Origin of the sequence: Planococcus massiliensis (genome assembly GCF_000821325.1) — a bacterium.
GTDB lineage: Bacteria > Bacillota > Bacilli > Bacillales_A > Planococcaceae > Planococcus > Planococcus ruber.
Map to the genome: position 1 here is coordinate 1,852,911 of NZ_CCXS01000001.1, position 22,737 is coordinate 1,875,647.

A 22,737-nucleotide genomic window follows, 5' to 3' on the forward strand; every position below is an offset into this window, starting at 1 on the left:
TTTTTATTTTATCACAAGCCTTCATTCGAGCAACTTCTTCTCTCTTTCCTTCTTTCTTGTTTCTTCTTTTGATTTTTTCTGTTTTACCTTATGTAATAATCTACATTTATTTCCGAAAAACCCTGGAGACTTTTTTTATTTAAAATCGGCAAAATAAAAAAGCGATGGCAAGAGCCATCGCTTTTAAAAATTTATGAACGGAACTTACAATCCGCATTTCAGCTGCGCATTGCAGTTTGTGCAGGTATTGCAGCCACCCATTTCTTCGACAGTCCCTTTTCGGCAGACCGGGCATGTGTCGCCTACTTCAGAACCGATTGTCACGTTTGTGGAGCGCAAATCTTGAATGGTATCAATAAGGACGATTGGGCGTTTCCCTTTCACATCTTCCTGGTGATCTTCTTCAAATGTGTTCTCTTCCGCTTTCAGCGTCAAGACTTGTGAATCACGGCTTCCGTCTACGTAAACCGTACCGCCTTTGGCACCGCCTTTATAAAGACGCTCATACACGCCTTCCACTTGCTCGACTGTATAGCCGCGCGGTGCGTTGACCGTTTTAGAGATGGAGGAATCGATCCAGCGCTGGATAATGCACTGCACATCCGCATGGGCTTCCGGAGCAAGGTCCATCGATGTCACAAACGCTTTCGGCAGATCTTCTTCATCAGCCTCTGGGTTGTTTTTCAAGTATTCAGTGACGATATCCGCCTTTACCTCAATAAACTTGCCGAGGCGGCCGCTGCGATAGTATGTGAATGAATAATAAGGTTCAAGTCCTGTTGAAACGCCTACCATTGTTCCGGTCGATCCGGTCGGTGCAACCGTCAATAAATGAGAGTTGCGGATCCCGTTTTCGAGAATCGACGCACGGACCGTTTCCGGCATTCCTTGCATAAAGCCTGTTTCAGTGAAAGCTTTGCGAAGCGCTGCTGTTTCTTCATCTGTATTGCCGACTAGGAACGGGAAGCTTCCGCGTTCTGCTGCAAGTTCAGTTGATTGTTCATAGGCTGCGATGGCAATCGTCTTGAAAATTTCATCGACCAGTTCATTGCCTTCCGGGGAACCGTATTCCTTATCGCAATAGATCAGTAAATCTGCAAGGCCCATGACGCCTAGTCCGACGCGGCGTTCGCCAAGCGCCTGGACACGGTTTTCTTCGAGGAAATACGGCGTTGCATCGATTACGTTATCTTGCATGCGAACACCGACGCGCACGGTTTCTTTCAGTGCTTCAAAATCCACTTGCTTTGTTTTCGGATCCGCAAATTGCGCCAAGTTTACCGCTGCCAAGTTGCAGACTGAATAAGGGGCAAGCGGCTGTTCGCCGCACGGGTTGGTTGCCACAACTTTTTGTCCGTAAGCACGGGCATTCGTTTTTTCGTTTGCATTATCGATAAAGAAAATGCCCGGTTCTGCTGAGTAAGTGGCACAGACGTTGATCAAATTCCAAAGGTCGCGGGCTTTCATTGTCCGGTATGTGCGGACTTTGTGTCCCATGCGCTCCCATTCGCGGACATCTCCGATTTCATGCCATTGTTCGTTGTAAACAGCCATTTCTTCTTTTGAATAAGACTCCACTGCCGGGAAGCGAAGTTCAAAGTCAGCGTCTTCTTCGACTGCCTTCATGAAATCGTCCGTCAATGTTACGGAAATATTTGCACCTGTCAAAAATTCTTCATTATGGACCGTGTAAGTACCGCCGTCACGCAGCTTCGTTTCCGCATCGCGCATGATTTTTTCATTGAATCCGCCCATTCCAGGAATCGCCCGGTAATTCAGGATTCCTTGATACATCGCTTCTTCCTGTTGAGTAAGCGGTTTGAATTTCAGTTTCTCGTGAGCGAGTTTCTTGATCGTCTCGTCATTCGTATTTTCGATCAAATAGCGCAGGATGCGCGGATTCTGCATTTTCGAGATGATGAACTCAGCAATATCCGGGTGCCAGTCAGCAAGCATGATCATTTGTGCGCCGCGGCGAGATCCGCCTTGCTCCACCAAATGCGTCAATTTCGCAATATCGTCGAGCCATGAAACCGACCCTGATGATTTGCCGTTTACTCCGCGCGCCAGCGTATTGCGCGGACGCAATGTCGAACCGTTTGTTCCGACGCCTCCGCCTCTCGACATGATTTCCATCACTTGTTTGCGGTGGTCAGAAATGCCTTCACGCGAATCAGCTACGAATGGCATCACGTAGCAGTTGAAATACGTAACATCCGTATCAGCGCCTGCACCGTAAAGAACGCGCCCTGCTGGAATGAATTTCAAATCCACCAACTGTTTGTAGAATTTCTCAAACCATTCCTGGCGTTTTTCAGGTGTTGTTTCAACAGAAGCAAGCCCTGTTGCATTGCGTTTTGCAATTTGTTCATAGTAGACTTCCAACGGCTTTTCAATCACGTCAAGAGAACGGCTGACGATGCCGCTTTGGATTTCGTCTTCTTTGTCAATCGCACTTCGGTAATCTTCTTCGATCCACACTTTAGCGGTATTCGCTTCTTTGTCGACTGATACGATAAAGCCGAGTCCGCGGGCCGGAAACTTCGGATCTTCCTTGACGGTAAGCACGACAAAATCTCCTGCTTTCAGCGTAGTCTTCGCTGTGTCTTTGAAAGAGTACCGGTCGATCATGACCAAACGAGAAACCCCTTTATGAGTCGTCTTCATGTCCGGCGTAATTTCATGCACCTGCGGGAAAAGTTGAATGTCCTTGTTTAATAAATTTGGATCAAGTGTATATTGGGATTGTGCAACGGAAACCATTTGACAATTCCTCCTTTATATTATATGGAGATAAACACTATATATAGTATTAGTACATTTCCCATCATACTAGATGTTGAAACGTTTTTAAATAACAAAATTATATTTTAAAGCTTAAAAAACCCGCAAAGCCGAATGCAGCGGGCTTTCCATTTTGAAAATGAGTCGAAAGGCTCCTCACGCTTTAAAATTCCACGAATCCGCTGCATATTTTTCTTCCTCTAAGCTCTTGACATATTCCATTTGCTCTGAAGTCAATATGTATGGTTCCAGCTCAATTTCTAGAGAAGTCTGAAAACCTTTCTTGAAGGCTTCGACGCATTCTTCCATCGTCGCTTGCTCGCTGCGCAAGGAATTGATGGATACTGCCTTATGCGGAATTTTGCGGCGCATCTTTTCTTTTGCTTCAGCGTTTGAAAAGCGGAAAAGAGACAACAGCTTTTCGGCATCCAAGTTGATTAAAATAGCGCCGTGCTGCAGGATCACGCCTTTTTGACGTGTCTGTGCGCTGCCTGCCACTTTCTTTCCTTCAACAACCATCTCATACCAGCTCGGCGCGTCAAAACAAACTGCCGACTTCGGTTTTTTCAAGTCCGCCAATTTTTCTTCAGTATCCGGCACTGAAAAATACGCATCAAGGCCTAAATTTTTAAAGCCTTCCAGCAAGCCGCCGCTTATAATCCGGTAAGCTTCCGTGACGCTTTCGGGCATGTCCGGATGCTCCTCGCTGACAATGACGCTATACGTCAGTTCGTGTTCATGCAGGACTCCCCTGCCGCCGGTCGGCCGCCTCACGAATCCGAGGCCAAGCTCTTTCACCCGGTCTAAGTCGATTTCCGTTTCCGCTTTTTGAAAATAGCCGATCGACAAGGCGGCCGGCTGCCAACCATAGAACCGGATGACCGGCGGAATCAACCCTTCGCTATGCCAATTCAACAAGGCTTCATCAAGCGCCATATTGTACGAAGCGCTGCAATACCCGGAATTGATAAAAAACCATCTGCCATATTTCACAAGATCGCCTCCTAAATCCATTAATAAGTGTAACATTGCCATTGAATAAGAGTCACTCCTTCTTTTATAATAGAAGGAGAATAGAAAGGGGCAAGACAATGGATTTTCTGTATGTTATTTTAGCAGTATTATTGATCGTCATTATCTTTGCGGTTATTTCCTACTACCGCATTAAGAAAGCTGTCACTACATTGACCCAGGAACAATTTATCGAAGGGTACCGAAAAGCGCAGCTGATCGATGTCCGCGAGCCGAAGGAATTTGCAGGCGGACATATCTTAGGAGCCCGCAACTTGCCGCAATCCCAATTGCGCCAGCGCTACAAAGAAATCCGCGCCGATAAGCCCGTCTACCTTTACGACCAAAATGGTGCACGCAGCGGCCGCGTAGCTTTATTCCTCAAAAAACAAGGCTATACGCAGCTCTATCAATTGCAAGGCGGATTCAAGCAATGGACCGGCAAAATCAAGTCTAAATCATAATCAAAAAGCCTTTCCGGGATGGAAAGGCTTTTTTCTACCTATCAGGTGGACATCATCTAAATTCAGGAGGCAGCACATGAAAATACCTATCCTATTTCCGAATACGGTTGAAGTTCAAGAAGCTTTGCCCCATTACGCCGCTTTTTCCGTTGTTTCGGATAAAATCTTTTCTATATTGACGAATCGTTCGAATGGACCATGGAAGCAGATCGATATCTCAGAGCCCATCATCCAGCTGAGCACGCACCTTCTGGATATGATGGAAAACGGCCATTTGCCCTACGAGACGCTTTCCTATTTATATGAAGCCAAACCGCTCGCCAAAATTTCCAACCTTTCTGACAGCAGCGACAAAGGCCATATTAAAATACAGGAAACTTTCGAAAACCGCTTAATTTATTTTCCAAGCCACGATGTCGCGCTTGCACAGATTTCTTTTTTTACGCCATCTGAGAATAGCTGGCCAGAATTTCAGTGCTTTGCCAAGACCGTAGAAGATGCGTTTGCATTTTTGGAACATGCCAATGAGATGGTGCGCCAAGCCCTGATGAACAACATCACTTTCCTTGTCGATACGGAAGACGGAGTGAAACGGCGGAATTACGGAGAAATGGCCATCGTCTCCAGAGAAGATGTCATGCTTGAAACCAAGGTGAAGACGGATATTTTCCGCTCCATCGACGAATTTTTCAAGGACGGCGGCCAGTTCTTTAAAGAGTACGGCGTTCCTTATAAACGCGGCATTTTATTGTACGGGGCTCCAGGCAACGGCAAAACGACGCTGGTCAAATCCATCACAGGCTCCACCAATGCACCCGTGATCTATTGGCAGATCACGGAATACACAAACAGCTATACCGTCCAGGAAGTTTTCGGCATCGTTTCACGCTTAGCACCTGCCATCCTGGTCATTGAAGACATTGATTCCATGCCCGAATTCACCCGGTCGGTCTTCCTCAACACGCTAGACGGCACACAATCACGCGAGGGCTTGTTTATCATCGGAACGACCAACTATCCGGAAAAAATCGATCCCGCTTTGATCAACCGCGCCGGGCGCTTTGACCGGGCATATGAAATACCGTCACCAAATAAGAGTCTGCGAAAATCCTATTTGAAAAAACTCGACGTCAAGTCGATTTTCACCGACTCCCAACTGGAGCATATGGCCGACTTGAGCAAAGGGCTTTCCATTTCTCAGATGAATGAACTGTATATGTCTTCTGCACTGAACTGGCATTACGAAGGCGATTCCAATTACGAAAACAGCATCCGTGAATTGCAAAAGCAAAACAAGCGCACTCAGCAGAACGGCTGGGTTGAACAAGATGCCACAATCGGTTTTTGAACCTAAAGAAGCCCGATGGAAAAATTCCATCGGGCTTCTTTTTTAGTTCTATTCTGGTTTGGTATAGCGCAGCACCGGTTTGCGGGCTGCCTGGGTTTCATCCAAACGTTTGATGACCGTCGTATGCGGTGCATCTTGGACGATTTCCGGATTTTCTTCCACTTCTTTCGCGATTTGGATCATCGCGTCGATAAAGGCATCCAATGTTTCTTTGGATTCAGTTTCAGTCGGCTCGATCATCATGCCTTCTTCCACATTCAATGGGAAATAGATGGTCGGCGGATGATAGCCGAAATCGAGCAGGCGCTTCGCCATATCCAATGTACGGACGCCGAGTTTTTTCTGGCGGCGGCCGCTCAAGACGAATTCATGTTTGCAATGGCGGTCATATGGCAAATCGAAATGCGGCTGCAATTTCCGCATCATGTAATTTGCATTCAATACCGCATATTCCGTAACAGCCTTCAAGCCATCTGGCCCCATTGAACGGATATACGTATAAGCCCGGACGTTGATGCCGAAGTTGCCGTAGAATGGCTTGACGCGCCCGATGGATTCCGGACGGTTATAGTCGAACGTCAAGCCTTGTTCCGTTTTAACAAGTACTGGTTTTGGCAGGTACGGGATCAAATCTTTTTTCACGCCGACCGGGCCGGATCCCGGGCCGCCGCCGCCGTGAGGGCCTGTAAACGTTTTGTGCAAGTTTAAGTGGACGACATCAAAGCCCATATCTCCCGGGCGTGCTTTTGACATAACCGCGTTCAAGTTCGCGCCGTCGTAATACAGCTTGCCGCCGACTTCATGGATGATGGCAGCCATTTCAAGAATTTGCTCTTCAAACAAACCGAGCGTATTCGGGTTCGTCAACATTAGAGCAGCTGTGTCTTCGCCCACAACCCGCTTAAGATCTTCCAGATCCACAAGGCCCTGTTCATTCGATTTCACCGTTACGGTTTCAAATCCGGCAACTGTAGCTGAAGCCGGGTTCGTCCCGTGCGCAGAATCGGGAACAATGACTTTCGTGCGCTTCATGTCGCCTCTCGATTCATGATAGGCACGGATCATCATCAGGCCTGTCCATTCGCCGTGTGCTCCGGCAGCAGGCTGAAGCGTGACTTCATCCATTCCTGTAATTTCTTTTAAATGTTCCTGAAGATCAAACAATAATTCCATTGCGCCTTGGACAGTTGATTCATCCTGCAACGGGTGGATATTTGCGAATCCCGGGAAGCGCGCAACCGATTCATTGATTTTCGGATTGTATTTCATTGTGCACGACCCGAGCGGATAGAATCCGGAATCCACGCCATGATTGCGTTTTGAAAGAGCCGTGTAATGGCGCATGATATCCAGTTCGGAAACTTCCGGAAGGTCTGCTGCTTCATCGCGCACTAATTCTTCCGGAAAGAGCTCAGCAAGATCGATTTCCGGCACGTCCAAATCCGGCAGGCTGTAGCCGATGCGGCCTTCTTTGGTCATTTCAAAAATGAGCGGTTGATTGTCCTTATGCATGAGTAGCCCCCACTTCTTGCACTTTCGCAGTCAATTCCTGCACAAATGCATCGATTTCTTCTTTTGTCCGCTGTTCCGTCACACAAACAAGCATATGGCCGTCCAATTCATCGTAGCTGCGGCCAAGATCGTAGCCGCCAATAATCCCTTTAGCCAATAAACCGTCATTCAATTCTTTAATCGGCCCATTGACTTTCACGACAATTTCATTGAAGTGAGCGCCGCTGAATGGAAGCTCGAAGCCGGCTTCTTTTAATTGTTGCTTCATATAATGGGTTTTCGTGATGTTTTGGACTGCCATTTCTTTTGTTCCGACTTTTCCAAGTGCTGTCATTGCAACAGAAGCGGCGAGTGCATTAAGCGCTTGGTTTGAACAGATATTTGAAGTCGCTTTGTCGCGGCGGATGTGCTGCTCGCGCGCTTGCAGCGTCAAAACAAACCCGCGTCGGCCATCTTCGTCGACCGTTTCGCCGACTAAGCGCCCCGGCACTTTACGCATCAATTTTTTGGTAACAGCGAAATATCCGCAATGCGGGCCGCCGAAAGCTTCAGCAATTCCGAAAGGCTGGGCGTCGCCAACTGTGATATCCGCGCCTAGCTTGCCTGGAGCCGTTAAAGCGCCAAGTGAAAGCGGGTTTGCTGATACCGCAAATAATGCGCCAGCCTCGTGGATGATCGGCTCCAATTCTTTCAAGTTTTCGACTTGGCCGAAGAAGTTCGGATATTGCACCATGACGGCTGCAACATTTTCGTCGATCATGTTTTTCAAAGCTTCCAAATCAGTATGGCCGTTTTTCAACGGAATTTCTTCCACTTCAATGGATTGTCCAAGCGCATATGTGCGCACAACATCGCGGGATTCCGGATGGACAGCACGCGATACGAGAATTTTTTTGCGGCGCGTATGTCCGGCCGCAAGCATTCCTGCTTCCGCCAAAGCCGTTCCGCCGTCATACATGGAAGAGTTGGCGATGTCCATGCCCGTCAATTCACTGATCATCGTTTGGAATTCGAAGATCGCCTGCAATTCACCTTGGGAAATTTCCGGCTGGTATGGTGTATAAGCCGTATAAAATTCTGAACGGGAAATGACATGGTCAACGATAATCGGTTTGTAATGGTCATAGACGCCGGCTCCAAGGAAAGAAGCAAAGCGGTTGGAATCCGCGTTTTTCGCTGCCAAGGCCGCAAGTTCCTTCGTCAAAGAAGACTCCGATTTGGCAGGTTTGATCTTGTATTCGCCTTTAAAACGGACTTTTTCAGGAATATCTGCAAACAATTCATCTATTGATTCGATTCCGATAGCTTCCAGCATTTCTTTTTCGTCTTGAGACGTCATTGGTAAATAGCGATGTTTCATAGAGTGCTGACCCCTTTTCAAATTGAATTATTTGGAACGTTTGTAAAACGGCGTTTCAACAATTTTTGCCTTCAGGCGCTTGTTGCGGATTTCGATTTCAACTTCTGATCCAAGCTCTGCATGTTCTTTGGAAATAAGGGCTAAACCAATATTTTTTTTCAAGCTCGGCGATTGGGTGCCGGTTGTGACTTCGCCGATTTTTTCACCGCTGGAGTAAACTGCATAGCCATGGCGCGGAATTCCTTTGTCGATCATTTCGATTCCCACAGATTTTCGCGGGATCCCATTTTCTTTTTGGAAAGCGAGAGCTTCTTTGCCCATAAACGCTTCTTCTTTATTCAATTTCACGACAAAATTCAATCCCGCTTCCAGAGGCGTGATGTTTTCGGAAATTTCCTGGCCGTAAAGCGCAAGGCATGCTTCAAAGCGCAAGGTGTCGCGTGCACCGAGCCCGCATGGGACCAGTCCGTCTTCAGCGCCTTCAGCCAAAATTGCATCCCAAAGTGCCACTACAGCTTCCGGGCTGCCGTAAATTTCAAAGCCATCTTCACCGGTATAGCCTGTCCGGGAAACGATTACGGAATGCCCATCGATCGAAACATCCGTTTTAAAACGGAAAGCTTTGATTTCGGCCAAGTCTTCCCCAGTCAGCCGTTGAAGGATTTTTTCCGCGAGCGGTCCCTGCAAAGCAAGTAAGCCATAATCAGCTGAATGGTTTTCCAATTTCACGTCACCAAAAACCGTTTTTTGCATCCACTCAAAATCTTTTTCAATATTAGATGCATTGACCACCAACATATAATGGCCGTCTTCAATTTTATAAACCAATAAATCGTCGACTGTGCCGCCATTTTCATAACACATTGCCGTGTATTGGGCTTGCCCGTTTTGGATTTTGGAAACGTCATTGGTAACGAGCTGCTGCAAATAAGCCAAACTGTCCTTGCCTGTGACGAAAATTTCACCCATATGCGAAACATCGAAAAGGCCGGCTTTTGTTCTTACCGCTTCATGTTCTTCCTTAATGCTTGAAAATTGCACCGGCAATTCCCAGCCGCCAAAATCGATGGTTTTTCCGCCATATTTTGCATAATATTCAAAAAGTGGTGTTCGCTGTAATTGGTTTGTCAGTTCTCCCATTCAACTTCCTCCTTAGTTGTCAGATCCTTCAGCATGGCTAATCCGCCAATATTCACTCCCAATCGGCATTTTTCCATGAAAAAAGGACAGAGATTCCCCTTTTAAAGGGAAATCTCTGTCCTGGAACCTGAAAGTTTACCTTTACGGCTTTCCTCTTTGGTAGCTGCTGTGCAGCATTCTCCAGAGATGCGTCCCGTACGAGTCTTTTTGCCTGAGAGATTCATGACTTTTTGTCATTTGCTCCTTCGGCGACGCTTTTGCGTTCTCTCCCCGTACAATCATCCGCCCAAATCAATTTGATTGGTCCAAAACGTTATACTGAATAGTACAACTTTGACTATATCCTAACATTGAAATGGCGTAAGCGCAAACTTTTTTCTATTGAGTTGTAAAATACGAACAATAAGGATTAAAATTCTTAGATTATTCGCCTTTCAGGCGATTTGCCTGGAAGGCTGCATATTGCGTAATTTGCCGAAGCGTACGAAATTCTGTGCGGATGGTGATGTGGGCAGCAGCTTTGTATGTCCGGTACCGCGATTTAAACATCGCTTCAATTTCTTCTCTCGTGGAATCCCTGACAATCGGACGGTTTGGATCTTTATGGATCCGCCGCCAAATTTCCCGAAACGGGGCATCCAAAAATAAGACAAGGCCGGTTTCCCGCATGATTTTGCGATTGCGCTCTCTCATTGCCACACCGCCGCCCGTCGAAATAATGCATCTGCTGTTGCTGAAATTCTCTAAAAACGCGGTTTCCAAATCCCTGAAATGCTCTTCTCCGTATTGATCGAAGATTTCAGGTATCGTCATCCCTGTTTGCCGTACGATTTCTTTATCCATGTCGTAGAAAGGCAGCTTCATTAAAAAGCTGAGCCTTCTGCCAACCGCGCTTTTGCCGCAGCCCATGAATCCGATCAAATAAATTCTTTTCATCCTACCACCCAATGCCACCCTACTGTTCAGGTATTTTATTTTTCTGAATTTCCATTAGTAGTTGTATAGTAGCATGTCTATGCATATTTTCCAATCCGTCATATGTTTTATAATGGACGGCGTACAAGGAAAGGCTATGGGATAGCAGGATTAAAGCAGACAGAAAAAACACAAGCGAAATCGGATACAAGGCCCCTTTTTCATTTTTCAGCATGCGTATAAACATATTCAGCCTCCGCTGTTCGGCCATTTGCGAAAACCGCAAACACCGTCAAGTTTGTGCCATTCAATCGAAAAGAGCAGGATTTCAGCTTAGTGGCCATCACTTCGTGCCCTTGCCTGAATTTCTGCTTCCGGAGCATATTCCCGTACAGCTCGATATCGTATTCCACTTCTTCCTGCATGATCCTTATGCCGCTGCCGCTGTTAATCACTTCGATGGAATCGACTTTCGTCAAATAGCTTTGCAGTTCGTAGGAAAATAAATGCCATTCAGCATTGCCGGCATCTGTTTGTTTATCGACATGAATCATCAGGCTGAAGAAAATGACGATCAACGGCAGAAAAGCCATGAGGATGAAGAGTTCAAAAAGCGAACCGATAAAAGTAAAGCCGTCCTCATTCAACCGTTTTAATTTAAACATACAGTTTCATGCTCGCCTCTGTAGTTTTCATAGCTGACGCATAAATCGCCTGAAAACTCCCAACGATAGAGCGTGCCGTCCACTGTTCTCTGGCCGGATACCGTCCCGCTCGCTATTTGCTTTGCGCCTTCATGCATCGTCTCAAAAGCGACCATCTTTTCTTTTTTCAAATGCATCGCTTGCTGCGTGTATTGGAATGTCGGCAAAAGCGTTCCGAAGACGATAAAAAACATGGATAGGCTAAGCATGGTTTCCGCCCAGGAGACCCCTTTTTCATTCAGAAAACACCACCCTCCCTTTGCCCAAATGGACCACAATGGATTTAATGCCTGCACTCGTTTCGAAATTCAATGTACCGGACCCCGATATGGAGCCATTGCCGGTAAAATGGATTTCTTTCAGGTTGCTGGTCTTTTTCAGCTGCACGCTTTCCGGCATTTTCCTCGATAACAGCGCACCTCTGAACGTCTGCACGACTTCGCTTGAATGGCTGGCTTCCCTAAAGACGACCATAATCGGCGTTTTGGACCGGTAGCTTTCGCTTTGGGCAAAATAAACATCCTGCTGCAGCAATTCAAAATAGCGCTGTTCTTCCTTTTCGATTTCAAACGCCCGGTAATTTGGAATGGCGATGCCTGTCACAGTCATCAGCACGAGCAGCACCAGCAGCATTTCAATTAATGTGAAACCCTGCTCCCCTTTAATTATGGCGTGCCTTTTTTAGAAGTCGTCACGACGCCAGCGGTTGAAATCGATACCGGGTCGCCGTTCGGGCAGCTTGTTTCATTTTCTTTCAAATAGCCTTTATCTACGAGATTCGTCATCGTCGGCACCGTCTTTTCATCCATACGGTAGGATTCGACCTGGCCCTGGACCATATGCACATAAGCTTTGCAGCCCTTGTCTTCGACGGCCGAAGTCTGCTTGGTGACATTGGGTATCGCAATCGCGATTAAAACCGTGATGATCAACATAACAATCAGCATTTCAATTAAAGTAAATCCTCTTTGGCTTTTTAGAATTTTCATCTTTCTCCTCCTCAAATCGTATGGACTAGATTGTACATCGGCAATAAAATCGCCAAATATGCACCGACAATGCAGCAGGCAATGATGACAAAAAAAGCTGGCTGGATGATCTTCAGCATCGCTTGGGACTTTTTCTCGATCCGTTCCATTAATACTTCGCTGTACAGAATCAGTTCTTTCCCAAGATGCCCCGTCAATTCCCCGTGCTGGACGAATGAAGCCATATCGTCCGCAAAAAAGGACTGGCGGGAAAGCGCTACGGATAGATTCTGGCCGCTAACGATTTCATCACGGCAGGCAGCAGCCATAAACTGGATGATCGAATGGTACGTCTGGTCTTGCAGCAATTGCAAGGATTGCTGCAAAGAGATGCCGCTGTGCAGCAAGGTGCCGAGCTCCCGGGAAAAAAGATGCGACCAGTAGAGCCGCATATAGCTCCGCAGCAGCGGCAATTTCAAAATCCAGCTGATTTGGACCGGGATTTTCTGTTTTTGCAAGACGATCCAAAAAACCGCAGCCGCTAAGCCGAATGCTGCAAAGAGGCCGATGAAAACATCCGGCAAATTCAATAAATACGTCGGCACGCCGGAAGTGTCGTCGCCGGATTGCAGCGATTCCATGAGTTCCGTCAAGTTTGGCACATAGTTCGTCCGAAAAAATAAGAACAGCATGGAAGTGAAAAGCAGCAAAGATACGGGATAGATCAAAATATTTTTTAATTTCTTCTGGACTTGTTCTGTCCTCGAGAAACTTTTGGCGATGCTCTCGATCGACTCAGACAAACGGCCATGGAATTCCGCAATTTCCACCGGAAACAGCACACGGTCTTTGAAGCCAAGAAATTTCAGGATTTCTGCAGCCGTACCGCCACTTTTCAAAATAACGCCGATGCCATCGAGTGCTTCTTCGAGTTTTTGCGTGTGCACCGGAAGCAAAAGCTGCAGTGCGGTTGGCAGCAGGTAGCCTTCTTTCATTAATACGGACAGTCTGCTGAGAAAATGCTCCCGGTCATGAATAGGGATTGTTCTCGGCTTCAGGGATCGCTTCAATCGCACCGATTTTCACCCCTTCCCGGATCTGACCGCCAAACGACAAATGTTCAGGCAGCCGATACGGTTTCTTTTCTTTCGCCGAATCCAGCGCTTCCATCAAACGTTCCCCGTGCAAAATTTCATATAATGCACGGTACGAAGTTTCCAGCTGGTCCATGCTGTTGTATACAGGTATGATTTTCTGCGCAGATATCGCAATCAGCGTCTGCGCCATATCTTCATAAGATACGCCGAGGTCATAAAGCCGGTGAAGGCAGCCGACCGAATGCCTTGCATGGATGGTCGATAGCACGAGATGCCCTGTCAATGCTGCCCGGACCGCTATTTGTGCAGTTTCGGCGTCCCGGATTTCGCCGATCATGATAATATCCGGATCATGCCGCAAAATCGCTTTCAAACCTGCTGCATAGCTTAATCCCGCTTTTTCATTCACTTGTATTTGCAGAATCGAATGGTTTTTCCGCTCCACTGGATCTTCCAGCGTGATGATATTGCGGTTTAGCCGTTCAGCACAATGCTTCAAAAGCGAATACAAAGTTGTGGATTTGCCGCAGCCGGTAGGGCCGGTGAACAGCAAGAGGCCTTGCGGCGCTCCTGATAACTTCTCGAGCAAATGGGCGGAATCCCGAAATGCCGCAAGCGTATGGATGGAAACGGCCGCATCATCTGCCATAATCCGGATCACGATGCTTTCTTTTGTTAAAACTGACGGCAAAGTTGATATTCTAAAATAATAAGGATGATTTTCAATTGGAAGTTGGAATGAGCCTGTTTGAGGTTTTCGCTTTTCGCTCATATCCAGAAGGGAAAGGTATTTAAAATACGCAATCATGCGATTGCCTAATTCTAGGGGGATTTTGGTTACTTGCTTGAAAGCCTGAAAAGAACGGAACGAAATGGAATAGCCATCTTGCTCAGGTTTAATATGGATATCGGTTGCAGCATTTTCCACTGCCTGGCTCAGCAGATCGCTGCACCGCCGTTCGACGATTTCCTGCATAGCCACCTCCTATTAGTAGTAGAACGAAGGGCGCCTCTTCATTCCCCCACAGTATAACCGGCTCGATTTGCTTTGTGAATAGTTTCCTTCAAAATAAATATTTGATCGCCCTATAGTGGGGAAATCTCATTTTTGGACACTTTTCAGCCGGTCAGGCTGCTCCGGTTTTCCCCTTGCTTTTTCCTCAACAATTGCAATAAACCATTTCTTGAGGTAAGCTCACTTTCAAAGCGGCTTCGGAAAACACGATTGTTTGATCAGCACGGCAACAATACACCTGTTTGTCACAAAGAAAGGACAACTCGCTGTTTACACAATCGCTTCCTTTCCTATATAATAAATAGGAGATTATTGTGTTGTGGCAAAGGAGGGATTACCCATGGATAAGATGTTCAAATTAATGGGATGGTGGACTGGGATATTCGCAGTTCTTTTTTATGTAGGTGATATGGTAGAGGTATCATTGATAATGGTAGCTAATACTGGATTTTTCGTTCTTCTTGGATTCTTAAACATTTCCGAACGCATGTACCTGTACATTTTCGGAGCATACTTGACCGTATTCTTTGTAGGCTTCACTTACTACACAACGTTCATCCATATTCCCGGAGCTGGACATTAATCAAAAAATCAAAACGAAAAGCGGCCCATTGCGGCCGCTTTTTTAATTCCCCTTTTTAATTGAATGATTGCAAAAAAGGATTGAATTTCTTTTCTTGGGATGGAGTCGTTTCCGGTCCATGCCCCGGGTAAAGGATCATATGATCCGGCATCGTCAATAGAGATTCTTTGATCGATCGGAGCAATTTCGCTTCAGACCCATCGATCAAATCCGTTCTTCCGATACTCCCCCGAAATAACGTATCCCCGACAATCGCAAACCCTTCAGCGCCGAAAGAAAATGTCATGCTTCCCGGCGAATGGCCCGGTGTATGGAACAATTCCATTTCAAAGCTGCTGATCTGGAGCGACTTCTCTTGGTCAAGCAAAATATCCGCTTCCCGCATCCGGTAATCCGGCAAGGCCGGGTACTTTCCAGAGCCATTGAGATTCGGACATCCAAGCCAGTCTCTTTCCAAGCGATGCAAGTAAACCGGAATGCCGAACTGGTCCCGTAAATCGTCAATCGCTCCGATATGGTCAAAATGGGCATGCGTCAGCAAAATCGCCAGCGGCTTCAACTTTTTCTTTTTCAGGAAATCCGCCACTCGTTTGCTTTCTTCCCCTGGATCAAAAATCAAACATTCCTCCAAGTCATTGGAAATGATATAGCAATTTGTCTGAACAGGCCCTAATTCCATTTGATTGATTTTCAACATGTGCAATTCACCTCTTTCAAATTATAGCATCTTAAGTGTTCAACGGAATGACAATATTATCCCTCGACAAACATCAGGTTATTCATTACAATAATAAGAGAACACGGCGGCACTGGCTGTTAATGTTGAAGGGAGTGTCATAGATGAACTTGCTTATGGTTATATTTGGGCTGATTGCTATTTTAGCAGCAGTAGGCACTGTACAAACCTTGAAAAACAAACAATTTTTAGGATTAATTTTCAACTTCGGTACGTTTGTGATTTTCGGCGGTTTCACGATCGCAACGATCATTACACAAGGATATCCACCAAGCCTACATTAATCCAAAAAAGCTGATGCCTTCCGGGCATCAGCTTTTTTTATCGCTTTTCACTATGTGGAAAAAGATAGATAAGAATATGATATTCGCTATTTTGCTCCATATCTTTCGAGAATGCTCCAGCCACGGCGCGATTCCGGGCTAAGACGAACCGGTTTCTCGGCAATCTGAAAAGCGGATGCTGCATGGGCATCCGCTTTCCTTTATTGCTGGGGCACGACTTCAATCGCTTCTTTTTCTTCCTGCTCTTTTTCCAATTTCTCCAGTTCTTTTTCCGATAAAATCAATTGGCCATTGTCCTCGTCGTAAAAGCGAAGGAGGTCTCCGTTGATAATCGACTCAGAATATTCAAGCTCGGTAAAAGCAGGCTCGATATATGGTTCACAAGCTGCTCCGTCTATTTCTTCGCCGGTTTCCCTGTCATAGCAAGTGTTTCCGGCAAAGACGCTTTTCTCGGTGATGAAACGGCCGTCGCGGAACACAACAAACTCTTCATGCTCTTCTGAGAACAGGTCCCCGCCGAACTGGATATCGTCTTCGGTTTCCACACCCATTAAATGCATGATGGTTGGACGGATATCCACTTGCCCGCCAATTTCTTCATCAATACCCCCTTGTCCATATCCCGGAATATGGACAAAGAATGGAACGCGCTGCAGCTGCGCCGTTTCGTAAGGCGTAATTTCTTTTCCAAGATACTGTTCCATCGCGGCATTGTGGTTTTCTGAAATGCCGTAATGGTCCCCATACATAACGATAATTGAATTTTCATAAAGCCCTTGCTGCTTCAATTCATCAAATAGCACTTTAACGGATTCATCTAAATAGCGGGCCGTCTGGAAATAGCGGTTCAGCGTGCCGGAATCTGAATCGAATTCATCAATCAGTTTGTCTTCTTCATCCAAGTAGAATGGATGGTGATTCGTCAAGGTCAACAAGCGCGTATAGAACGGCTGAGGCAATTGGGCCATGTGTTCGACGGATTGCTCCATGAACGGAATGTCTTTCATTCCCCAGTTCACGGCCTCCCCTTCGCCGATTTCATAGCTGTCGATATCCAAAAATTCATCGACATTCAATGAAGCATACATCATGTCGCGGTTCCAGAAGCTCTTCGTGTTCGCATGTTGGACAGAGGTATGGTAGCCGTTCTTCCCGAGGCTCTCTGCCATCGAATTATAGGAGTTGCCGCTATGCGTAAAAAAGACGGCGCCTCCGCTAAGCGGGTAAAGCGAGTTTTCAAGCAGGAATTCCGAATCGGAAGTTTTCCCAAGCCCGGTCTGATGGTAAAAGTTCGGGAAATAAATGGTGTCTTCATCTTCAGTCAGCTCGTTCAGGAAAGGAGTGATGGTTTCTTCGTTCATTTCATTGTTGATCGTAAATGACTGAAGCGACTCCAAAGTGACGACGATGAGATTCCGGCCTTCCGCGAGGCCGAACATGTCCGGATTCGGCTCCGGCTGATTTGAACTTACGTAGTTATTGATTTCGACAAGCTGCGACCCGTCTGCCAGGGCGCGCTGTGCTTGTGATTTTGATTGGATGTATACATCATAGAGGTGGTAATTATACATGCCGATATTCTTCACAAGCATTTCGCGGTCAAAACTGCGCGTCAATAACTGCGGACGTTCCGCTTCCGCGAGCCCCAAATTGAAGAACATCACTGCAGCAGAAAGGATAAAATAGGCTTTCTGCTGCCCTTTAACAGCTATTGCGCCGGATTTGACCTTTAGCAACTTGATGGCCAATAGGATCACAAAAACGTCCGCGAAATAAGCCAAATCTGTCCAAAAAACGCTTTCAGCGGCACTGGCCCCTAAATCACCGAAATTATCTTTCTGGAATAGGAGCGGCAGCGTGATGAAATCGCTGAAAAAGCGGTAAAAGGCCACATTGGCGTAGAGCACAACCGATGAAATGACAGCGATTGCAAGAATAAACCGATTTTTGGCTCTGTCGCTCTTAAAAAATAGCGAAGCGCCATATACGAACAGGAGCCAGCTAAGCGGATTGATAAAAAGGATAAATTCCTGCAACGCATTATCAATCGTGATGGAAAAACTGGTTTTATAAGTGATGTAGGTTTTTAGCCAAGTAGCAACGATGGCGATTGCCAGGATTGAATGTTTGGGCCATTCTCTTTTCAGCATCCCTCGCATCCTCCTTTACAAAGAGTAATTTCCGTATTCTTAAGCCGCCTCCCATTCAATTCCCAATAAGGCGGTCTACTCAAAATTGCCGATAATAGCTTCAACATACTGAGTACCCTCATTCAGCCGAATAAAACCTCAAAATGCTATTTTTATGAACTATTTGCCTTCACTGCGTTTTTGGCGAAGAATCATCAACGCGGTAGTATATTCTTTCGCCGTGATAAACTGCATCCGGTAAAGTTCCCGCACTTCATCTTCCATCAAGGCGAGATCTGCCTGAAAATCCGCTGTATAGATTATGGTGCCGTACCGTTTCAGCAATTGCATCACATCATATAAATTTTTCATTTTCTCCACCCCATCGTATCAATCCATTCATTTTCCGTAATAATATGCTGCACAGGAATATCATGGGTTTCCACCGGCACTGATTCTGCCAGTTGCATATCAAAAGCAAGTGAAACGGTTTTTCCGCTATACGCAGAAAGGTACCGGTCATAGTAGCCGCCGCCAAAGCCAATGCGGTAGCCTGATTTGCTGTAGACGACGCCAGGGACCAGCATCAACTCGATTTCCTCCGGAGAAACGTAGCGGCTCGGGTCGATGCGGGGTTCCCGCAATTTCATATAAACGTTTTCCAATTCATCGTAGTCAGTCAATAAGTAAAAGTCCATCCCCCTGCTGCTTGGGATGCATCTTGGAACAGCCACTCTTTTGCCGACGCTCCAGCAATAGTCGATCAATAGCGAAGTATCGACTTCCGGAAAAGCTGAGATTGTCGCACCGATCGTCGATGCGCCTGCAAAAAGAGGGTCTTCCACCAATCGCCGGATGATTTTCCCGCTTCTTTCTCTATGTACTTTTTCGGGCATTTCTTTTAATTGTGCAAGGATTCTTTTTCTGCTTGTGGATTTATCCATCTCCAAACATCTCCTTATATAAAGAAAAAAGCCAAAACCCGTGTAGGTTTTGGCAGTCAATGAATTACTTCGTTTCACGGTGTAGAGTCATTTTCTTTTCACGTGAGCAATATTTTTTCATTTCAAGACGCTCAGGGTTGTTGCGCTTATTTTTAACAGTGCTGTAGTTACGTTCGCTACATTCTGTACAAGCTAAAGTGATGTTAACACGCATCGGTATCCCTCCTAATTCTTTCAAAGATCATTTGTTAATAAGCGGTTGATCTATACGACTTAACTATTATAGCATATCTAGAGGCAAAGTCTACTGAAATTATTCATTATTTCTTTCATAAAAAAAAGAAACTTCCCAGCAGTGCATGCTGCCGGGAAGCGGTTAGCTGTTTAAATCGTAATGGCGCCCTTTTACCAGATAAAATAATTGTTCCGCGATATTTGTCGCATGGTCAGCTGAACGTTCCATGTATCGGCTCACAAAAGCGAGCTGCGTGATTTGGCTCAATTTTTCAGGATCCTCTCCGCCTGCATGCATCAGCTTTCGGATGACATCCCCGTATAAACCGTCAACTTGGTCATCCAATTCCGCAATCTCTTTCGCTTTCAAGACATCTTCCTCTACAAAAGCGTCGATCACTTGATGGAGCATGGCCACTGCGAGGTCATGCATCTGTTCGATTTGGCGGATCTGCGGAAGCAACTCTTCTTTGCCGATACGGATGGTTTCTTTTGCAATATTCACCGCATAATCGCCGACCCGCTCCATATCACTCGCTACTTTAATGGTGACGATCAGCCTGCGCAAGTCGGTTGCGACCGGTGATTGTTTGGCAATCATCAAAATGACTTGGTCATTAATTTCTTCTTCCAATTGATTGATCTCGATATCATCTTCGATGACTTCAAGTGCCGCATCCACGTCATGGGCCATTAAAGCCCTTACGGATTTGCTCAAAGCTTCAACCGCCATTTTGCTGATCAGAATCAACTGGTCTTGCGCAGAACTCAATTCATAATCAAATTTTTCGCGTACTGACATAATGCATCCCCGCTCCTTATCCGAATCGCCCTGAAATATAGTCTTCCGTCCGTTTATCGGAAGGGTTTGAGAAAATAACATCCGTATCATCATATTCGATAACTTCCCCGTTCAAGAAGAAAGCCGTTTTATCAGAGATCCGTGCAGCCTGTTGCATATTATGCGTCACAATAATGATGCTGTAGTCTTTTTTCAATTCCTGCACCAACTCTTCGATTTTCAATGTCGAGATCGGATCCAGTGCAGAAGTTGGTTCATCCATGAGGATGACATCCGGCTCGATCGCCAGTGCCCGCGCGATGCAGATCCGCTGCTGCTGGCCGCCAGAAATGCTATAGGCATTTTCATTCAGCCGGTCTTTCACTTCATCCCAAATGGCCGCGCCGCGCAAACTTTTTTCGACAATTTCATCCAGGATTTTCTTATTCTTAATGCCGTGGATTCTTGGCCCATACGCCACATTGTCATAAATCGATTTCGGGAACGGGTTTGGCTTCTGAAACACCATGCCGACTTTCGTGCGCAATTCTTCGACACCGTAATTGGCATCGAAAATATTCCGCTCACGGTAAAGGATTTCCCCGGACGTTTTTACAGACGGCACCAATTCCACCATGCGGTTCAAGGTTTTGATATACGTTGATTTTCCGCAGCCGGATGGCCCGATAATTGCCGTTACTTCATGTTCTTTAATATCCAAGTCGATATTTTTCAAAGCATGTTTGTCGCCGTACCAAAGATTCAGCTGTTTTGTTAAATATACCGATTTTTTCGGGCTATTTTGTTCTTTAGGCTTGCTTTCTTTTACAGTTTTGACCGGACTGATGGTTGTCATGTGTGTTGCCCCTCTCACATAAATCGCATTAATAGCGTTTTTGGAATTTATTGCGGATCAGCGCTGCGATGGAATTCATCGTCAAGAGTACGGCCATAAGCACGATAATTCCTGCTGCTGCCACTGCCTGAAACTCTTGCTGCGGACGGCTTGACCAATCATAGATTTGCATCGGCAAAGCGGTAAAAGTATCCGTCACACCTGAAGGCAGGAACTGAATGATGACCGGCACCCCGATGACAATTAATGGCGCCGTTTCGCCGATGGCTCGGGATAAGGCAAGAATGCTCCCTGTCAGGATTCCCGGAATAGCCGCAGGCAAAATGATTCTGACAATCGTTTGCCATTTTGTCGCCCCCATTCCAAGCGACGCATCTCTGAGTTCATTTGGAACCGCCCGTATTGCTTCCTGCGCAGCGACAATAATGACCGGCAGTATCAGCAGACTCATCGTAAAGCCGGCTGCCAGCACACTGTTGCCAAGCGACAACGCACGGACAAAAATCGTTAGCCCGAGCAAGCCGAACACGACGGACGGAACGCCAGCCAAATTCGAGATATTCGTGCGGATGAATGCAGTCATCCGGTTTTTCTTCGCGTATTCCTCTAAATAAATGGCGGATCCGACTCCTAAAATAATCGAAGTCGGAGCCACAACTGCCATTAGCCAAAGAGAACCGATCAAAGCAGCTTTAATTCCTGCTTTTTCCGGGAAGCGGGAAGCAAAGTTGTTCAAGAATTCCCACGATAGGTTTCCCGCTCCTTGAGTAACGATGCGGTAAAGCAAAATAGCTAATGCAAGCAAGGCAATGGTGGTCGCCAGCATGAAAAGGCCTTTGAACAGATAATTGACGATTTTTCTGCCGCCCATCCTTTTCACAACTAAGTCATGGTCTACATATCTCATCTCAATACTCCTCCTTGAAACGTTTTGAAACATAAGTGGCAAGGATGTTCATAAGCATCGTAAAGATGAACAAAGTAAAACCGACAGCATAGATGGAGTAATAAATCGTCGTGCCGTACCCTGCATCGCCTTTTGAAACTTGCACAATGTAGGAAGTCATCGTCTGGATGGAACCCGTGAAGTCTCCGTCGAACCGCGGAGTCGATCCTGCCGCGAGTGACACGATCATCGTCTCCCCGATCGCACGGGAAACGGCCAGCACCACTGACGCCACAATGCCGGATAAAGCCGCTGGCAAAATGACTTTCGTCGCCACTTCAAATTTAGTGGAACCCATTGCAAGGGCGCCGTCCCGAATTTGCCTTGGCACCGAAGACATCGCGTCTTCGGATAAAGAAGCGATCATCGGAATGATCATGATGCCCACTACAATTCCTGGTGAAATGGCGTTGAAGATTTTAATTTCCGGAAATAAGCCTTGCAACACAGGCGTAACAAACGTCAAAGCGAAGAATCCGTAAACGATCGTTGGAACGCCAGCCAGGATTTCGAGTACCGGTTTGACGATCCTGCGGACGGTTTCGCTTGCATATTCACTTAAATAGATAGCAGCGCCGATGCCGATTGGCACTGCTACAATTACTGCAATCAATGTAATTTTAAGTGTACCGACGATCAATGGCAGGATGCCGTACTGCGCTTCTTTGTTTGAGAACGGAAGCCAAGTGGTGCCCGCGATAAAATCGATAAAGGAAACACGCGAGAAGAACGTGAAAGTTTCCACAATCAAAGTCAGAACAATGCCGATTGTCGTCAGCACTGACACTGAAGCAATCAGGAATAATAAAATTGGAATGATTTTTTCAATGATTTTTTTGCTTTTCTTGCCTTTCGACTGCGCGATCATTTCCTGCACAGATGGACGCATATGAAATCCCCTTTCAACCGCAAAAGGCGAGCAGCGG

At 46.3% G+C, this 22,737-nt stretch carries 25 protein-coding genes and 2 riboswitches; of the genes, 4 read left to right on the forward strand and 21 right to left on the reverse strand.

All coding sequences use genetic code 11. From position 1 onward, the window contains the following. Positions 1 to 204: 204 nt before the first annotated feature. Both BN1080_RS09080 and BN1080_RS09085 read right to left on the reverse strand, forming a co-directional pair. Positions 205 to 2,763 carry a vitamin B12-dependent ribonucleotide reductase gene (locus tag BN1080_RS09080; protein WP_052651745.1) on the reverse strand — a complete coding sequence of 853 codons (2,559 nt, stop codon included), beginning with the start codon at positions 2,761 to 2,763 and terminating at the stop codon, positions 205 to 207. 177 nt (positions 2,764 to 2,940) lie between these two features. Next, the gene (locus tag BN1080_RS09085) at positions 2,941 to 3,720 is read right to left on the reverse strand and encodes a lipoate--protein ligase family protein (RefSeq protein ID WP_110925704.1); all 780 of its coding nucleotides are present in this window, start codon (positions 3,718 to 3,720) and stop codon (positions 2,941 to 2,943) included. Positions 3,721 to 3,875: 155 nt separating this feature from the next. Here BN1080_RS09085 and BN1080_RS09090 point away from each other — a divergent pair, with 155 nt between their 5' ends. Further along, complete coding sequence (locus BN1080_RS09090) at positions 3,876 to 4,259, forward strand: rhodanese-like domain-containing protein (protein WP_052651746.1); 384 nt, start codon at positions 3,876 to 3,878, stop codon at positions 4,257 to 4,259. A 76-nt stretch (positions 4,260 to 4,335) separates the two neighbouring features. Further along, the gene (locus BN1080_RS09095; RefSeq protein WP_052651747.1) at positions 4,336 to 5,607 is read left to right on the forward strand and encodes an AAA family ATPase; all 1,272 of its coding nucleotides are present in this window, start codon (positions 4,336 to 4,338) and stop codon (positions 5,605 to 5,607) included. A 48-nt stretch (positions 5,608 to 5,655) separates the two neighbouring features. On the opposite strand, the gene gcvPB is transcribed toward BN1080_RS09095, so the two are convergent. The 10 genes from gcvPB to comGA all read right to left on the reverse strand — a co-directional run bounded on the left by gcvPB (position 5,656) and on the right by comGA (position 14,279). Then, positions 5,656 to 7,119, reverse strand: a complete 1,464-nt coding sequence (gene gcvPB / locus BN1080_RS09100; protein WP_052651748.1) for an aminomethyl-transferring glycine dehydrogenase subunit GcvPB — start codon at positions 7,117 to 7,119, stop codon at positions 5,656 to 5,658. Continuing rightward, a complete protein-coding gene (gene gcvPA, locus BN1080_RS09105; RefSeq protein ID WP_052651749.1) occupies positions 7,112 to 8,479 on the reverse strand; it encodes an aminomethyl-transferring glycine dehydrogenase subunit GcvPA in 1,368 nt (455 codons plus the stop codon). The genes gcvPB and gcvPA overlap by 8 nt, the downstream gene beginning before the upstream one ends. 27 nt (positions 8,480 to 8,506) lie before the next feature. Continuing rightward, positions 8,507 to 9,619 (reverse strand): glycine cleavage system aminomethyltransferase GcvT, encoded by a 1,113-nt coding sequence (gcvT, locus tag BN1080_RS09110; protein WP_052651750.1) that lies wholly within the window; start codon positions 9,617 to 9,619, stop codon positions 8,507 to 8,509. Between the two features lie 111 nt (positions 9,620 to 9,730). Then, positions 9,731 to 9,807: riboswitch (glycine riboswitch) on the reverse strand. A gap of 1 nt (position 9,808) precedes the next feature. Beyond that, positions 9,809 to 9,901, reverse strand: a riboswitch (glycine riboswitch). 141 nt (positions 9,902 to 10,042) lie between these two features. Then, positions 10,043 to 10,555 carry a shikimate kinase gene (locus tag BN1080_RS09115; protein ID WP_052651751.1) on the reverse strand — a complete coding sequence of 171 codons (513 nt, stop codon included), beginning with the start codon at positions 10,553 to 10,555 and terminating at the stop codon, positions 10,043 to 10,045. Between the two features lie 200 nt (positions 10,556 to 10,755). Then, positions 10,756 to 11,199 (reverse strand): competence type IV pilus minor pilin ComGF, encoded by a 444-nt coding sequence (gene comGF / locus BN1080_RS09125; protein ID WP_234398953.1) that lies wholly within the window; start codon positions 11,197 to 11,199, stop codon positions 10,756 to 10,758. Then, complete coding sequence (locus BN1080_RS09130) at positions 11,187 to 11,447, reverse strand: hypothetical protein (RefSeq protein ID WP_052651753.1); 261 nt, start codon at positions 11,445 to 11,447, stop codon at positions 11,187 to 11,189. The genes comGF and BN1080_RS09130 overlap by 13 nt, the downstream gene beginning before the upstream one ends. Positions 11,448 to 11,472: 25 nt before the next feature. Further along, positions 11,473 to 11,907, reverse strand: a complete 435-nt coding sequence (gene comGD / locus BN1080_RS09135) for a competence type IV pilus minor pilin ComGD (RefSeq protein ID WP_324607169.1) — start codon at positions 11,905 to 11,907, stop codon at positions 11,473 to 11,475. Next, the gene (gene comGC, locus BN1080_RS09140; RefSeq protein WP_052651755.1) at positions 11,904 to 12,227 is read right to left on the reverse strand and encodes a competence type IV pilus major pilin ComGC; all 324 of its coding nucleotides are present in this window, start codon (positions 12,225 to 12,227) and stop codon (positions 11,904 to 11,906) included. Before comGC ends, comGD begins: the two co-directional genes overlap by 4 nt. 11 nt (positions 12,228 to 12,238) lie before the next feature. After that, on the reverse strand, positions 12,239 to 13,282 hold the full coding sequence (comGB, locus tag BN1080_RS09145; RefSeq protein ID WP_052651756.1) for a competence type IV pilus assembly protein ComGB: 1,044 nt from the start codon (positions 13,280 to 13,282) through the stop codon (positions 12,239 to 12,241). Continuing rightward, complete coding sequence (gene comGA / locus BN1080_RS09150; RefSeq protein ID WP_052651757.1) at positions 13,236 to 14,279, reverse strand: competence type IV pilus ATPase ComGA; 1,044 nt, start codon at positions 14,277 to 14,279, stop codon at positions 13,236 to 13,238. Before comGA ends, comGB begins: the two co-directional genes overlap by 47 nt. Positions 14,280 to 14,658: 379 nt before the next feature. On the opposite strand from comGA, the gene BN1080_RS09155 reads away from it, so the two are divergent. Next, complete coding sequence (locus BN1080_RS09155) at positions 14,659 to 14,901, forward strand: DUF2626 domain-containing protein (protein WP_052651758.1); 243 nt, start codon at positions 14,659 to 14,661, stop codon at positions 14,899 to 14,901. 55 nt (positions 14,902 to 14,956) lie between these two features. Here the strand turns inward: BN1080_RS09155 and BN1080_RS09160 are convergent, their stop codons facing one another. Further along, on the reverse strand, positions 14,957 to 15,598 hold the full coding sequence (locus BN1080_RS09160) for an MBL fold metallo-hydrolase (RefSeq protein ID WP_052651759.1): 642 nt from the start codon (positions 15,596 to 15,598) through the stop codon (positions 14,957 to 14,959). A 143-nt stretch (positions 15,599 to 15,741) separates the two neighbouring features. On the opposite strand from BN1080_RS09160, the gene BN1080_RS09165 reads away from it, so the two are divergent. Continuing rightward, positions 15,742 to 15,921, forward strand: coding sequence for a DUF2759 domain-containing protein (locus BN1080_RS09165; protein ID WP_052651760.1), 180 nt, complete (start codon positions 15,742 to 15,744; stop codon positions 15,919 to 15,921). Positions 15,922 to 16,121: 200 nt separating this feature from the next. Here BN1080_RS09165 and BN1080_RS09170 read toward each other — a convergent pair whose 3' ends face one another. The 8 genes from BN1080_RS09170 to pstC form a co-directional block, all read right to left on the reverse strand. After that, positions 16,122 to 18,071 (reverse strand): LTA synthase family protein, encoded by a 1,950-nt coding sequence (locus BN1080_RS09170; protein WP_052651761.1) that lies wholly within the window; start codon positions 18,069 to 18,071, stop codon positions 16,122 to 16,124. A 159-nt stretch (positions 18,072 to 18,230) separates the two neighbouring features. Continuing rightward, entirely contained in the window at positions 18,231 to 18,422 is a 192-nt protein-coding gene (locus BN1080_RS09175) for a YqgQ family protein (RefSeq protein ID WP_052651762.1), read from the reverse strand. Beyond that, the gene (locus tag BN1080_RS09180; RefSeq protein WP_052651763.1) at positions 18,419 to 18,994 is read right to left on the reverse strand and encodes a 5-formyltetrahydrofolate cyclo-ligase; all 576 of its coding nucleotides are present in this window, start codon (positions 18,992 to 18,994) and stop codon (positions 18,419 to 18,421) included. The genes BN1080_RS09175 and BN1080_RS09180 overlap by 4 nt, the downstream gene beginning before the upstream one ends. Positions 18,995 to 19,058: 64 nt before the next feature. Then, on the reverse strand, positions 19,059 to 19,208 hold the full coding sequence (gene rpmG / locus BN1080_RS09185; RefSeq protein WP_036809376.1) for a 50S ribosomal protein L33: 150 nt from the start codon (positions 19,206 to 19,208) through the stop codon (positions 19,059 to 19,061). 162 nt (positions 19,209 to 19,370) lie between these two features. Next, entirely contained in the window at positions 19,371 to 20,030 is a 660-nt protein-coding gene (gene phoU, locus BN1080_RS09190; protein WP_052651764.1) for a phosphate signaling complex protein PhoU, read from the reverse strand. A 16-nt stretch (positions 20,031 to 20,046) separates the two neighbouring features. After that, a complete protein-coding gene (pstB, locus tag BN1080_RS09195) occupies positions 20,047 to 20,865 on the reverse strand; it encodes a phosphate ABC transporter ATP-binding protein PstB (RefSeq protein WP_052651765.1) in 819 nt (272 codons plus the stop codon). A gap of 28 nt (positions 20,866 to 20,893) precedes the next feature. Then, a complete protein-coding gene (pstA, locus tag BN1080_RS09200; protein ID WP_052651766.1) occupies positions 20,894 to 21,772 on the reverse strand; it encodes a phosphate ABC transporter permease PstA in 879 nt (292 codons plus the stop codon). A gap of 1 nt (position 21,773) precedes the next feature. Next, positions 21,774 to 22,700, reverse strand: a complete 927-nt coding sequence (pstC, locus tag BN1080_RS09205) for a phosphate ABC transporter permease subunit PstC (RefSeq protein WP_052651767.1) — start codon at positions 22,698 to 22,700, stop codon at positions 21,774 to 21,776. Positions 22,701 to 22,737 lie beyond the last annotated feature (37 nt).

What these genes read in the sequence shown, in the direction of transcription:
- BN1080_RS09080 (WP_052651745.1), bottom strand. Translation starts at nt 2,763, where the DNA reads ATGGTTTCCGTTGCACAATCCCAATATACACTTGATCCAAATTTATTA.
- gcvPA (WP_052651749.1), bottom strand. Translation starts at nt 8,479, where the DNA reads ATGAAACATCGCTATTTACCAATGACGTCTCAAGACGAAAAAGAAATG.
- BN1080_RS09085 (WP_110925704.1), bottom strand. Translation starts at nt 3,720, where the DNA reads ATGGCGCTTGATGAAGCCTTGTTGAATTGGCATAGCGAAGGGTTGATT.
- comGC (WP_052651755.1), bottom strand. Translation starts at nt 12,227, where the DNA reads ATGAAAATTCTAAAAAGCCAAAGAGGATTTACTTTAATTGAAATGCTG.
- BN1080_RS09165 (WP_052651760.1), top strand. Translation starts at nt 15,742, where the DNA reads ATGAACTTGCTTATGGTTATATTTGGGCTGATTGCTATTTTAGCAGCA.
- gcvPB (WP_052651748.1), bottom strand. Translation starts at nt 7,119, where the DNA reads ATGCATAAGGACAATCAACCGCTCATTTTTGAAATGACCAAAGAAGGC.
- BN1080_RS09175 (WP_052651762.1), bottom strand. Translation starts at nt 18,422, where the DNA reads ATGAAAAATTTATATGATGTGATGCAATTGCTGAAACGGTACGGCACC.
- pstC (WP_052651767.1), bottom strand. Translation starts at nt 22,700, where the DNA reads ATGCGTCCATCTGTGCAGGAAATGATCGCGCAGTCGAAAGGCAAGAAA.
- comGF (WP_234398953.1), bottom strand. Translation starts at nt 11,199, where the DNA reads ATGTTTAAATTAAAACGGTTGAATGAGGACGGCTTTACTTTTATCGGT.
- BN1080_RS09180 (WP_052651763.1), bottom strand. Translation starts at nt 18,994, where the DNA reads ATGGATAAATCCACAAGCAGAAAAAGAATCCTTGCACAATTAAAAGAA.
- pstA (WP_052651766.1), bottom strand. Translation starts at nt 21,772, where the DNA reads ATGAGATATGTAGACCATGACTTAGTTGTGAAAAGGATGGGCGGCAGA.
- BN1080_RS09155 (WP_052651758.1), top strand. Translation starts at nt 14,659, where the DNA reads ATGGATAAGATGTTCAAATTAATGGGATGGTGGACTGGGATATTCGCA.
- pstB (WP_052651765.1), bottom strand. Translation starts at nt 20,865, where the DNA reads ATGACAACCATCAGTCCGGTCAAAACTGTAAAAGAAAGCAAGCCTAAA.
- BN1080_RS09170 (WP_052651761.1), bottom strand. Translation starts at nt 18,071, where the DNA reads ATGCTGAAAAGAGAATGGCCCAAACATTCAATCCTGGCAATCGCCATC.
- gcvT (WP_052651750.1), bottom strand. Translation starts at nt 9,619, where the DNA reads ATGGGAGAACTGACAAACCAATTACAGCGAACACCACTTTTTGAATAT.
- rpmG (WP_036809376.1), bottom strand. Translation starts at nt 19,208, where the DNA reads ATGCGTGTTAACATCACTTTAGCTTGTACAGAATGTAGCGAACGTAAC.
- BN1080_RS09160 (WP_052651759.1), bottom strand. Translation starts at nt 15,598, where the DNA reads ATGTTGAAAATCAATCAAATGGAATTAGGGCCTGTTCAGACAAATTGC.
- phoU (WP_052651764.1), bottom strand. Translation starts at nt 20,030, where the DNA reads ATGTCAGTACGCGAAAAATTTGATTATGAATTGAGTTCTGCGCAAGAC.
- BN1080_RS09115 (WP_052651751.1), bottom strand. Translation starts at nt 10,555, where the DNA reads ATGAAAAGAATTTATTTGATCGGATTCATGGGCTGCGGCAAAAGCGCG.
- BN1080_RS09090 (WP_052651746.1), top strand. Translation starts at nt 3,876, where the DNA reads ATGGATTTTCTGTATGTTATTTTAGCAGTATTATTGATCGTCATTATC.
- BN1080_RS09095 (WP_052651747.1), top strand. Translation starts at nt 4,336, where the DNA reads ATGAAAATACCTATCCTATTTCCGAATACGGTTGAAGTTCAAGAAGCT.
- comGA (WP_052651757.1), bottom strand. Translation starts at nt 14,279, where the DNA reads ATGCAGGAAATCGTCGAACGGCGGTGCAGCGATCTGCTGAGCCAGGCA.
- BN1080_RS09130 (WP_052651753.1), bottom strand. Translation starts at nt 11,447, where the DNA reads ATGCTTAGCCTATCCATGTTTTTTATCGTCTTCGGAACGCTTTTGCCG.